Here is an 11,603-nt window from a genome sequence, read left to right as displayed (position 1 = left end):
GCACGCCCGCAATGGTACGGGTTCAGTGCCGCGACGCGACCGCCACACGTGATCCCCTGGGACGTGCGACTGCCAGGTCGACGCTCTTGCCGGACAGGAGAGTCAGCAGGTCAAGGGCACGCAGGGAGATGGCGGTGTGGCGTTCGCCGGTGGCGGTGAAGATCGGATCCTTGTCCGGCCGGAGACGTTCGTCGATCAGCACCGGCAGCTCGTCGGGCAGCAGCAACGGGCTGACGAGCCCGGCCGCGTAGTCGGTGGCGGAGTTGACCAGGAAGGCGGGCGCCGGCCGTACGTTGCGGGCGCCCAGCAGCCGGCCGAGCACTCCGGGCCGGGGCGGCGCGGCCACCGTGGAGACGACGGCGACGACCTCGTTTCGCACCCTGGTGGCGACCTCGAACACCGTGACGGCCACGCACCTTCCGGGTGGTGCGGAGATCATCTCAGGTAGCTCGTCCGCGTGAGTCATAGGACGCGGAAGGCGTACGATCTCATGATGGACCTGGTGTGCGAGGAGCCAGCGGTGGATCGCGAGGGCGTCCTTCATGAACACGCTCCTTCGTTCCTTGGCCCCCGACGGTCCTCTGACCGACGGTAACCCGGACCTGATGTGGCCCGGGGGATATGTTCCGGAATCGAAGGACCTACCCAGCTTGTCCGAGTCAAATCTGACCGAAATCCAGCAGCGGGCCATGAACGACCTGTTCCGCAAGATCGCCCCCGTCGCCGACGAGCTCGGCCGACTGTTCGCCGCGCACGGCCATGAGCTGGCCCTTGTCGGCGGCCCGGTGCGCGACATCCTGCTCGGCCGCGTCGGCAACGATCTCGACCTGACCACCGACGCCCGCCCCGAGCGGGTCCTTGAGCTGGTTAGGGACTGGGCCGATTCCGTCTGGACCATCGGCATCGACTTCGGCACGGTCGGCGTCCGCAAGGGCGGCTGGCTGATCGAGATCACCACCTACCGGAGCGAGTCGTACGACCCCAAGTCGCGCAAGCCCGAGGTGATGTACGGCGAGACGCTCGAAGCCGACCTGGAGCGGCGCGACTTCGCCGTCAACGCGATGGCCGTGCGGCTGCCCACGCACGAGTTCGTCGACCCCTACGGCGGGCTGACCGACCTGTCGGCGAAGCTGCTGCGCACCCCCGGCGCCCCCGAGCGGTCCTTCGAGGACGACCCGCTGCGCATGCTGCGCGCCGCGCGGTTCGCCTCACAGCTGGGCTTCGCCGTCGACGCCGCCACGGTCGAGGCGATGACGGCGATGGCCGAGCGCATCGAGATCGTCTCCGCCGAGCGGATCCGCGACGAGCTCGACAAGCTGGTCTGCGGCGGCAACCCCCGCGAGGGGCTGCGCCTGCTGGTGGAGACCGGGCTGGCCGCGCACGTCCTGCCCGAGCTGCCCAGGCTCCGCCTGGAGATCGACGAGCACCACCGCCACAAGGACGTCTACGAGCACACCCTGACCGTGCTCGACCAGGCCATCGCCCAGGAGGAGGACGGCAAGGCCGACCGGATCCTGCGCTGGGCCGCGCTCCTGCACGACATCGGCAAGCCCAAGACGCGGCGTCACGAGGCGGGCGGGCGGGTCTCCTTCCACCACCACGAGGTGGTGGGGGCGCAGCTGACCAAGAAGCGGATGACCGAGCTCAGGTTCCCCAAGGACGTCGTGGCCGACGTCTCGCGGCTGGTGGAGCTCCACCTGCGCTTCCACGGCTACGGCACGGGAGAGTGGACCGACAGCGCGGTGCGCCGCTACGTCCGCGACGCCGGCCACCTGCTCGACCGCCTGCACAAGCTGACCAGGGCCGACTGCACCACCCGCAACAAGCGCAAGGCCGCCACTCTGTCGCGCACCTACGACCAGCTGGAGGAGCGCATCGCCCGGCTGGCCGACGAGGAGGAGCTGGCCAAGATCCGACCGGAGCTCGACGGCAACGAGATCCAGCGCGTCCTCGGCGTCGGGCCGGGGCCGGTCGTCGGGCAGGCGTACAGGTTCCTGCTGGAGCTCCGCCTGGACAAAGGGGTCATCGGCACGGAGGCGGCCACCGAGGCGCTGCTGGAATGGGCCCGCGACAAGGGCCTCACGACCGGCCCGGCGTGAAGGGCCGGACGGTCAGCGTGACGCGGGCTCGGTGGCCGAGGTGACCATCCGGTAGACGGCGGCCGCCACCGGGTAGCCGATCGCGATGATCGCCACCGCCAGGTAGGACTTGCCGTTGGCCGGCAGGATCGCCGCCGAGAGCGCGGCGGCCAGCACGTACATGCCGTTGAAGAGCATGTCGTAGATGGAGAAGGCGCGCCCCAGGTAGGCGTCCTCGACGTCGCGCTGCACGGTGGTGTCGGCGCAGATCTTGACGCTCTGCCCGGCGATGCCCAGCACGAACCCGGCCGCCGGCAGCCCCCACATCTGGAACGGCATCACCAGCACCGCCGTGAGCACCCCGGCGGCGGTCAGCGCGATGGGCACCCACCGCTCGATGGTGAACCGCTCGGTCGCCCACGGTGTGATGAGCACCGCGAAGAAGTAGCCGACGCCGGAGGTGGCCACCACCAGGCTGATCCCGCGCAGCGCCGCGTCGGGGTCGCCGTCGGTGAAGTAGTAGCGGTAGAGGATGATGCCGAGCGCGGTCGCCATGCCGTAGAGGAACCGGTGCGCGGCCATCGCGCCCATCGTGGCGGCGGCGACGCGGTGGCGGCCCAGGTGGCGGACACCGTCGGTGAGACCGACCACCACGTTGCGCAACGCCTCGCGGGCCTGTGGCCGTTCGGGGTCGTAGGACGGGCCGAGCAGCGAGCGCTCCATCGTGCGGGCGATCAGCGCGCTGAGCCCGAAGACCACGCCCGAGGTGGTGAGCAGCAGAGCGGTGCCCGCGTTGCCACCGCCGAACACCTCGCGCAGCAGGAACCCCACCCCCGCGCCGACGAACGTCAGCACCGTGCCCGAGGTGGGCGTCACCGCGTTGGCCGCCATCAGCCGGTCTGGCGGCACCACGTGGGGCAGCGAGGCGCCCAGCGCGGCCAGGAAGAACCGGTTGACGGCGAGGACGCCCAGCGCGGCGACGTAGAACACCGGATCGGGCACACCGGACGCGACCAGCACGGCAGCGCCGACCAGCAGCACCCCGCGCACCAGCGGCGCGAGCACCAGGATCTGCCGTCGCGACCAGCGGTCGATGAAGACCCCGACGAACGGCCCGAGGATGCTGTACGGCAGCAGCAGCACGGCCAGCCCCGTCGCCACCTCCAGGGCGGTGGTCTGCTTCTCGGGGCTGAAGAAGGCGAACCCGGCGACGCCGAACTGGAAGATGCCGTCGGAGAACTGGGAGACCAGTCGGGTGCCGAACAGTCGCCGGAAGTCTCGGCCTCTCAGGACCACGCGTAGATCGGCGACAAAGGACACCCCGTCAGCCTAGCCCCGTGCCCGCGATAGGTGGCGCGTGAGAGGTTGGCGCCGCAGGTACGGGATCGGGTCCAGATCACGCTCATGATCACGTACGCTTCATAGCGTGACGACTGACGAACTCGTGGTGCTGGTCGACGGTCAGGGCCACGCGATCGGCACCGCCTCCAAGACCGCGGTGCACGGCGAGCGGACCCCGCTCCATCTCGCGTTCTCCAGCTATGTCTTCGACCACGACGGCCGGGTGCTGCTCACCAGGCGGGCGGCCCACAAGCTCACCTGGCCGGGCGTCTGGACCAACAGCTGCTGCGGCCATCCGCTGCCCGGCGAGAGCCTTGAGCACGCGGTCGGCCGCCGGCTCTCCTACGAGCTCGGCCTGACCGTCGAGCGGGTCGACCTGATGCTTCCCGGCTTCGCCTACCGCGCGGTCATGGGCAACGGCATCGTCGAGCACGAGCTGTGCCCGGTCTACCGGGTGACGGTCAGCACCCCGGCCACGCCCAACCCCGACGAGGTGGGCGAGATCCTCTGGATGCCCTGGGCCGAGTTCGTGGCGGGTGTCCGGAGCGACCTGCTCGCCATCTCGCCGTGGTGCAAGGAGCAGATCCCTTTGCTGGCCGACCTCGGCCCCGACCCCCTGCGCTGGCCAGGGGCCTCGGCCGACGACCTTCCTCCGGCAGCCCGCGCCGCCCGCGAGACCCCGTGACGCGTCCGGCGCCGCGGGAGGCGGCGCCGGGGGAGCGTGGAGACGGCGGAGCCGGCGGTCAGCGCTCGACCTCGCCGCGGATGAACTTCTCCACGTAGTCACGGGCCTCGTCGTCGGAGTGCTGCACCGGCGGAGACTTCATGAAGTAGGAGGAGGCGCTCAGGATCGGGCCGGCGATGCCCCGGTCGAGGGCGATCTTGGCGGCGCGGACCGCGTCGATGATGATGCCGGCCGAGTTGGGAGAGTCCCACACCTCGAGCTTGTACTCCAGGTTGAGCGGGGTGTCGCCGAACGAGCGGCCCTCCAGGCGGACGTAGGCCCACTTGCGGTCGTCGAGCCACGGCACGTGGTCGGACGGGCCGATGTGCACGTCGGCCTTGCCCATCTCGTGCGGGATCTGCGAGGTGACCGACTGCGTCTTGGAGATCTTCTTGGACTGGAGGCGCTTGCGCTCCAGCATGTTCATGAAGTCCATGTTGCCGCCGAAGTTGAGCTGGTAGGTGCGCAGCAGCTCCACCCCGCGGTCCTCGAACAACTTGGCCAGGACGCGGTGCGTGATGGTGGCGCCGACCTGCGACTTGATGTCGTCGCCGATGATCGGCACGCCGGCCTCGGTGAACTTCTCGGCCCACTCGGGGTCGGAGGCGATGAACACCGGCAGCGCGTTGACGAACGCCACCTTGGCGTCGAGGGCGCACTGGGCGTAGAAGCGGTCGGCCTCCTCGGACCCCACCGGCAGGTAGGAGACCAGGACGTCGACCCGGTTGTCGCGGAGCACCCGCACCACGTCGACGGGCGCCTCGTCGGACTCCTCGATGATCTCTGAGTAGTATTCGCCAAGCCCGTCGAAGGTGTGGCCCCGCTGGACGGTCACCCCCGTCGGGGGCACATCAGTGATCTTGATGGTGTTGTTCTCGCTGGCGACGATCGCCTCGGACAGGTCGCGGCCGACCTTCTTGGCGTCCACGTCGAAGGCGGCGACGAACTCGACGTCGCCCACATGGTAGTCACCGAACTTCACGTGCATCAGGCCCGGCACCCGGATGTCCGGGTCGGCGTCCTTGTAATAGTGAACGCCCTGGACCAGCGACGCCGCGCAGTTGCCGACACCGACAATGGCCACGCGAACCGAACCCATCGCACTCGCTCCCTTACTCATCAGTTGACGTGGTATCCCTCACGGGCTCTTGCGAGGCCCGTCTCTCTGTCGCGATCAGCTCGTTCAGCCAGCGCACCTCGCGCTCGACCGATTCGAGACCGTGACGCTGCAGCTCGAGCGTGTAGCTGTCGAGGCGCTCCCTCGTGCGGGCCAGGGCCGTGCGCACGCTGTCGAGTCGTTCCTCCAGCCGGCTGCGGCGGCCTTCGAGGATGCGCAGGCGCACCTCGGCCTCCGTGTGCCGGAAGAAGGCGAAGTGAACACCGAAGCTCTCGTCCTCCCAGGCGGAGGGCCCGGCCTGGGTGAGGAGATCCTGGAGGCGTTCCTTGCCTTCGGCGGTCAGTTTGTAGACGATCTTCGATCGCCCTCCCACGATGGCGGCGGGAGCCGGCTGATCTTCGGCGATGAGGCCCTGCTCCAGTAGCGATCGCAGACACGGGTACAGCGATCCGTAGGAGAAGGCGCGGAACATGCCCAGCAGCGCGTTGAGCCGTTTGCGCAGCTCGTAGCCGTGAAGAGAGGTCTCGTGGAGCGACCCGAGGACTGCCAACTCGAGCACTCTGCCCTGTCCGCCGGCCACGCTGATCCGCCCCCTCTCGCGTCGATGTATCGAGCCGATACATCCTGAGGATACGTCGGATCGCTATATGGCCGCAATCAACGACTTTGCCAAGTGGTTGGGATGAATTGGTAAAAAGCCGTAGTCTGGCGCTCATGTGGTCACAGCGAAGGGTGGTGGATTACGGCCTTGCGAAGAAGGCGGTGGTCCGCTCCGTGCGTGCCGGGCGCTCGTCGCCCGTGGACGTCTGTGACGCACAGCCCTACCTCCTCCGTACGGCGCGCCACTTAGGCGAACCGACCGAACGCCTCTGCCCGGTGTGCGAGAGGGAGAACGTCACCAACGTGACCTATGTCTATGGGGATTCCCTGGGACGACTTGCCGGTCAGGCAAAGGTCATGTCGGAGCTCGTGGAGATGGCCCATGATTACGACGAGTTCCGGGTGTACGTCGTCGAGGTCTGCCAAGGTTGTTCCTGGAACCACCTGACGGTCTCGTTCGTCCTCGGCAACGGGCCGCCGGACCTCGTCGGCAAGCCGTAGAAGACCGAGGGCGGCGAGGTGTCTCACGCCCATCCGCCGTGCTATCCGACGACGATGCGAGGACGTGTGAGTAACAGCATGAACGAGGGGACGGGCCGCCCGGGGAGGCGCCGTCGCTCCAATTCCTCCCGTTCCGTTCCCCAGGGGTCCACGCCGCAAACCGGCGACTCCGGCTGGGGCGCCGCCGAACCTCCACGCCGTCCGGAAGCCGCCTACGAGCAGACCGGCACGATGTCGGCGCAGCCGTACGAGCCGGGACCGCGTCCTGGGCCGCGCACGCCGGAGCCTTACCACCCGGGGCAGCAGCAGCCGGGCCCGCACCAGCCGGGCAGGCGCGAGCCGGCGCCCCAGCAGGCACCCCACCAATCGCCCCAGCATGCGCCCCGCGAGGTCGCCCCGCGCACCCCCGGCCCGCGCGGGCAGGCGTCGCGCGGAGAGACCGAGACGCGCAGCCGGGCCAACCAGGAGACCATGGTCAGCGACGGCCCGCGCCGAGCGCGAGGTCGCGGCGGTGGCGGGGGCGGCGGCCCCCAGGGGCCGGCCGGACCGGGTAAGCCCGAGGGAGACAAGCCCCGCTGGCGCAGGTTCATCCCCAACTGGAAGATCGTCATGGCCGGCTTCGCGGTGCTCGCCGCCGGCCTCTTCGGCATGATCGCCGTGGCCTACGCCAACATGCCGGTGCCCACGCAGGACCAGGTCCAGGAGGGCGTCGACGACCAGGGCAGCGTCATCTACGACGAGAACAAGAAGGTGCTGGCCCGGCTCGGCGTCAAGCGCATCCCGGTGACCTACGACCAGGTGCCGCGCGCGGTCCAGGACGCCGTCATCGCCGCCGAGAACAGCTCGTTCCGTGACGACTCCGGCATCTCGTTCTCCGGCATGATGCGCTCCCTCTGGAGCACGGCCTCCGGCCAGCAGGTGCAGGGCGCCTCGACCATCACCCAGCAGATGGCCCGCAACTACTACGACGGCCTCTCCCAGGAGCGGTCCGTGCAGCGCAAGCTCAAGGAGATCTTCGTCGCGGTCAAGCTGAACAAGCAGCTCAGCAAGGAGAAGATCCTCGAGCAGTACCTCAACACCATCTACTTCGGCCGGGGCGCCTACGGCATCGGCGCGGCGGCCGACGCCTTCTTCGGCAAGAAGGTCGAGAAGCTGACGCCCGAGCAGGGCGCCTACCTGGCCGGCCGCATCCAGAACCCCGACGCCTTCGACCGCGCCGAGCTGGCCGGCAAGATGGGCGACACCGAGTTCCGCTACAACTACGTGATCAAGCAGATGGCCCTGCTCGACCCCACCGCCTATGGCGCGCTGCCGGCCAAGTCGCCGAAGTCGCCCAAGCGGATCAAGTACAAGACGAAGGACTACTTCAAGGGCCTGGCCGGCTACGAGGTCGAGGCGGTGCTCAACGAGCTGAAGGCCCGCGGGATCAGCAGGGAGGACGTCGAGAAGGGTGGATACAAGATCTACTCGACGTTCAACAAGGAGCTCATGCAGGCCGCCAAGAACGCGGTGAACAAGCACACCGCGGGTCTGCCCGGCGAGATCAACGCGACGCTCGCGGCCGTCGACCCGACCAACGGCCGGGTCCGCGCCTTCTACGGCGGCGACGACTACGAGAAGGACCAGTGGAACGACGCCTTCCTCTCGCAGAAGCAGGCGGCCTCCGCGTTCAAGCCGTACGTGCTCGCCGCCTGGCTCGACGCCGGCTACAGCCTGAACAGCTATGTGCCGACCAAGGGCCCGGTCAAGCTGCCCGGCACCACCGACATCAACAACGACCACGCGATGAAGGCGTCGGCCGTCGACGTCGTCTCCGCCACGGCCCAGTCGGTCAACACCGCCTACGCGAAGATGGGGGAGAAGGTCGGGCTGGACAAGGTCATCGACATCGCCTCCAAGGCCGGGCTCAACGAGGGCCGGCTGAAGGACGCCGAGTCCCGTCACCACTACCTGATCACCATCGGCAGTAGCCAGGTGACGGCCGTCGAGCAGGCGGGCGGCTACTCGATCTTCGCCAACGGCGGCAAGCACTACCCCAGTCACGTCGTCATCCAGGTGCGCGACAAGAAGAACCAGGTCGTGTTCAACGAGAAGAAGACGCCGGTCAGGGTCATCTCGGAGGACGCCGCGGCCGACGCCGTCACCGCGCTGGAGGCCGTGGTCAAGCAGGGCACCGGCCGTAACGCCGCGCTGTACGACCGTCCGGTGGCCGGCAAGACCGGGACGAACAACGAGAACAAGGAAGCCTGGTTCGTCGGCTTCACCCCGCAGCTGTCGACCGCCGTCGGCATGTTCCGCCAGGAGTGCCGCACCAAGGCCGGCCGGGTCGTCCAGCCGGTTCACGACAACTGCCCGGTGACGAGGGGCAAGAGCAAGAAGTACAACGCCCAGAACCCGTACAGCAAGCCGTACGAGGTGCCGCTGGGCAGCGGTTTCCAGGGCGCCACCTACCCGGCGGCGATCTGGAAGTCCTTCATGACCGAGGCCATGAAGGGGCAGAAGGTCGAGCAGTTCCCGCCGCGGGCCGACACCGGCATCGCCGAGAACCTCGCGCCCAAGCCCGTCCCCACGCCCACGGCCACCAAGGACCCGTTCCCCGAGCAGGATTCCGACGAGGTCTGCGGCGAGATGGGCCTCTGCGACGATGACCAGATCGTCTCGATCGACCCCAACCAGAACGACGGCGTGCCGCAGGACGAGCCCACCGTGATCGGACAGGGGCAGGGCTCGATGCCCGCGCGGCCGGGACCGATGCCCGTCAGACGCGAGAACCAGTGAAGACGGAGGAGCGTCCGCCGCTGAGCGAGCGGCTCGCCTCGCGCCTGCCTCCAGGGCTGATCACCGCCCTGGAGCGGGCGCGCGTCTTCGTCACGCCGGCACTCCCGTACCTCCCCCTGGCGCTGTTCGGGATCCTGGGGGCGACGCTCGCCTACATCGTCCGGCTACCGTGCCGGACCGGCGGCTGGAACGACCAGGTCTCGACCTACACGAACTTCTGCTACACCGACATCTATCCGCTCTACTTCGACCGGCAGCTGGCGACGGAGAACCCCTACTTCGCCGACGTGCCGTTCGACAAGCACGTCGAGTATCCGGTGGTGCTCGGCGAGGTCATGCAGGCGTTCAGCTGGCTGGTACGCCGGCTGGAGCCCGACCATGTCGCCCAGGCGGTCCGGTTCTACGACATCACGGTCATCTTCCTGGGGATCTCCCTGGTGGCCGGCGTCGTGCTGATGGCCGTGGTGGCCGGACGCGCCCGGCGCTGGGACGCCCTCTGGTACGCGCTCGCGCCCTCGGTGATCCTGGCCGCGTACATCAACTGGGACCTGGTCGCGGGCGCGCTGTCGATGGGCATGCTGCTGGCCTGGGCGCGCAAGCGGCAGGTGCTGGCCGGCGTGCTGCTCGGCCTGGCGATCGCGACGAAGTTCTACCCGCTGATGTTCGTCGGTGCGCTCTTCCTGCTGACGCTGCGGACCGCGCGCTGGCGACCGTTCCTCGTCACGATGGCCGCGACCGTGGGCACCTGGCTCGTGGTCAACGTGCCGTTCATGGTGCTGGCCTGGGACGGCTGGCGCAGGTTCTACGTGTTCTCGCAGGAGCGCGGCGTCGACTGGGGCTCGCCCTGGCTGTACTTCCAGCACAAGGGCTGGCCCGTTCTCGGCGAGGCCGACGTCAGCGTGCTGGGCACGGTCTCGCTGGCCATCCTCTGCCTGGGCATCGCGATCCTCACGCTGGCCGCGCCGCGCAGGCCCCGGCTGGCGCAGATCTGCTTCCTGGCGCTGGCCGCGTTCATGATGACGAACAAGGTCTGGTCGCCGCAGTTCGTGCTCTGGCTGGTGCCGTTCGCGGTGCTCGCCCGGCCCAACTGGAAGCCGATCGCGCTCTGGCAGCTCGCCGAGGTGTGGTACTTCTTCGCGATCTGGCTCTACCTGCTCTCCCAGCCGCCGGTCAGCCGCGACGACCTGGGCATCGGCGACGACACCTACTTCACCGCCGTCTGGGGGCGCGTCATCACGATCGCGATCATGATGGCGTTCGTCGTGCGTGACATCCTCCGTCCGGACAGGGACGTGGTACGGCAGGCCGACGTGGACGACCAGGTGGGTGGCGTGTTCGACGATGCCCCCGACCGGTTCACGCTGGCCGCCTCGCCTCGATGATCACGCGTTCCGCCGATCGCGACGCGCTGCTGCTCTGGCTGAGCTCGCGGGCCGGGCTGCTCACGGCGACGCTGCTCGGCGTCACGTTCGCCGATTACCTGGGCAAGTGGCGGCAGTGGGACGCCGGGCTCTTCGTCACGATCGCCCAGCACGGCTACGACGGCGACCCCGACCAGCCGCCCGATCCGGGACTGCCCGCGTTCTTCCCCGGGTTACCCATGGTGCTGCGCCTGGTCCACCTCGTCGTGCCCGACTGGACGGCCGCCGGCATGATCGTCTCGCTGGTGGCCGGAGCGGTGGCCGTGATGGCGCTGGCCCGGCTGGCCGAGCACGAGGGCGCCTCGGGCTGGATCGCGGTGCTGGCGCTGCTGGTGTTCCCGACCGCGGTGTTCCTGGCCGTGGGCTACAGCGAGTCGCTGTTCCTGGCGTTCGCGATCCCCGCCTGGCTGGCCGCTCGCCAGGGCCGCTGGCCGCTCGCCGCCGCCCTCGCCGCGGGCGCCTCCTGTGTCCGCATCACCGGCCTGTTCCTGGCGGTCGCCCTGGTCGTGGAGTTCGTCACCGGCAAGGGCGCAGTGCGCCGGGCGCCCTGGCTGCTGGTGCCGTTCCTGCCGCTGGTAGCCTACTCCGCCTTCCACTACTCCCGTTCGGGAGACTGGCTGGCCTGGAAGCACGCCCAGGAGGACGGCTGGGGCCGACAGATGGTCTGGCCGTGGGAGTCGTGGACCACCACCTGGAACGCGGCCATGGGCACGGACGACTTCGCGGTGGCCTTCCGGATGGAGATCGCCGGGGCCGTGCTGTCCGTCGCGGTGCTCGTCTGGCTGGCGGTCGCGCGCCGGTGGAGCGAACTGGTCTACACCGGGCTCCAGGCGGGCGCGCTGATGACCTCGGCGTTCTACCTGTCGATCCCGCGCTCGCTGTTGCTGTGGTTTCCGCTCTGGCTGGCGATGGCGCGGCTGGCCGCCAGGAGGCCGTGGGTGATCGTGGTGTACGCCATGGTGTCGGGACCGCTCATGGTGCTGAACACGGTCCGGTTCATGACCGGCGCCTGGGCAGGGTGATCTTCGTACCCACTTTGTGGG

10 protein-coding genes are annotated in these 11,603 nt (G+C 69.0%); 6 read left to right on the top strand and 4 right to left on the bottom strand.

Annotated features, from left to right (window positions below):
• Positions 1 to 22 precede the first annotated feature (22 nt).
• Positions 23 to 544 carry an aminoacyl-tRNA deacylase gene (locus tag IEY82_RS03315; protein WP_189122396.1) on the bottom strand — a complete coding sequence of 174 codons (522 nt, stop codon included), beginning with the start codon at positions 542 to 544 and terminating at the stop codon, positions 23 to 25.
• Between the two features lie 145 nt (positions 545 to 689).
• Between IEY82_RS03315 and IEY82_RS03310 the strand changes: the two genes are divergently transcribed.
• Positions 690 to 2,099, top strand: a complete 1,410-nt coding sequence (locus IEY82_RS03310; protein WP_225262161.1) for a CCA tRNA nucleotidyltransferase — start codon at positions 690 to 692, stop codon at positions 2,097 to 2,099.
• A 12-nt stretch (positions 2,100 to 2,111) separates the two neighbouring features.
• On the opposite strand, the gene IEY82_RS03305 is transcribed toward IEY82_RS03310, so the two are convergent.
• Positions 2,112 to 3,398 carry an MFS transporter gene (locus IEY82_RS03305; protein WP_189122395.1) on the bottom strand — a complete coding sequence of 429 codons (1,287 nt, stop codon included), beginning with the start codon at positions 3,396 to 3,398 and terminating at the stop codon, positions 2,112 to 2,114.
• A 106-nt stretch (positions 3,399 to 3,504) separates the two neighbouring features.
• Between IEY82_RS03305 and idi the strand changes: the two genes are divergently transcribed.
• Complete coding sequence (gene idi, locus IEY82_RS03300; protein WP_189122394.1) at positions 3,505 to 4,104, top strand: isopentenyl-diphosphate Delta-isomerase; 600 nt, start codon at positions 3,505 to 3,507, stop codon at positions 4,102 to 4,104.
• A 58-nt stretch (positions 4,105 to 4,162) separates the two neighbouring features.
• Here the strand turns inward: idi and IEY82_RS03295 are convergent, their stop codons facing one another.
• Both IEY82_RS03295 and IEY82_RS03290 read right to left on the bottom strand, forming a co-directional pair.
• Complete coding sequence (locus IEY82_RS03295; protein ID WP_189122393.1) at positions 4,163 to 5,242, bottom strand: inositol-3-phosphate synthase; 1,080 nt, start codon at positions 5,240 to 5,242, stop codon at positions 4,163 to 4,165.
• Positions 5,243 to 5,255: 13 nt separating this feature from the next.
• Positions 5,256 to 5,840, bottom strand: coding sequence for a PadR family transcriptional regulator (locus IEY82_RS03290; protein WP_189122392.1), 585 nt, complete (start codon positions 5,838 to 5,840; stop codon positions 5,256 to 5,258).
• Positions 5,841 to 5,974: 134 nt separating this feature from the next.
• Between IEY82_RS03290 and IEY82_RS03285 the strand changes: the two genes are divergently transcribed.
• The 4 genes from IEY82_RS03285 to IEY82_RS03270 all read left to right on the top strand — a co-directional run bounded on the left by IEY82_RS03285 (position 5,975) and on the right by IEY82_RS03270 (position 11,582).
• Entirely contained in the window at positions 5,975 to 6,361 is a 387-nt protein-coding gene (locus tag IEY82_RS03285; RefSeq protein ID WP_189122391.1) for a DUF5318 family protein, read from the top strand.
• A 231-nt stretch (positions 6,362 to 6,592) separates the two neighbouring features.
• Positions 6,593 to 9,139, top strand: coding sequence for a transglycosylase domain-containing protein (locus tag IEY82_RS03280; RefSeq protein WP_189122390.1), 2,547 nt, complete (start codon positions 6,593 to 6,595; stop codon positions 9,137 to 9,139).
• Complete coding sequence (locus IEY82_RS03275) at positions 9,136 to 10,521, top strand: glycosyltransferase family 87 protein (RefSeq protein WP_225262088.1); 1,386 nt, start codon at positions 9,136 to 9,138, stop codon at positions 10,519 to 10,521. Before IEY82_RS03280 ends, IEY82_RS03275 begins: the two co-directional genes overlap by 4 nt.
• Positions 10,518 to 11,582: a mannosyltransferase family protein gene (locus IEY82_RS03270; protein ID WP_189122389.1), complete on the top strand. Its 1,065-nt coding sequence runs from the start codon at positions 10,518 to 10,520 to the stop codon at positions 11,580 to 11,582. The genes IEY82_RS03275 and IEY82_RS03270 overlap by 4 nt, the downstream gene beginning before the upstream one ends.
• The last annotated feature ends 21 nt before the right edge of the window (positions 11,583 to 11,603 follow it).

This window comes from Nonomuraea cavernae (genome assembly GCF_014646355.1).
GTDB lineage: Bacteria > Actinomycetota > Actinomycetes > Streptosporangiales > Streptosporangiaceae > Nonomuraea > Nonomuraea cavernae.
This window is presented reverse-complemented; position numbering and strand designations above follow the sequence as displayed.

Excerpts from the sequence above, each read along its gene's own strand:
- IEY82_RS03295 (WP_189122393.1), bottom strand. The coding sequence starts at position 5,242 with ATGGGTTCGGTTCGCGTGGCCATTGTCGGTGTCGGCAACTGCGCGGCG.
- IEY82_RS03285 (WP_189122391.1), top strand. The coding sequence starts at position 5,975 with ATGTGGTCACAGCGAAGGGTGGTGGATTACGGCCTTGCGAAGAAGGCG.
- IEY82_RS03270 (WP_189122389.1), top strand. The coding sequence starts at position 10,518 with ATGATCACGCGTTCCGCCGATCGCGACGCGCTGCTGCTCTGGCTGAGC.
- IEY82_RS03280 (WP_189122390.1), top strand. The coding sequence starts at position 6,593 with ATGTCGGCGCAGCCGTACGAGCCGGGACCGCGTCCTGGGCCGCGCACG.
- IEY82_RS03310 (WP_225262161.1), top strand. The coding sequence starts at position 690 with ATGAACGACCTGTTCCGCAAGATCGCCCCCGTCGCCGACGAGCTCGGC.
- IEY82_RS03315 (WP_189122396.1), bottom strand. The coding sequence starts at position 544 with ATGAAGGACGCCCTCGCGATCCACCGCTGGCTCCTCGCACACCAGGTC.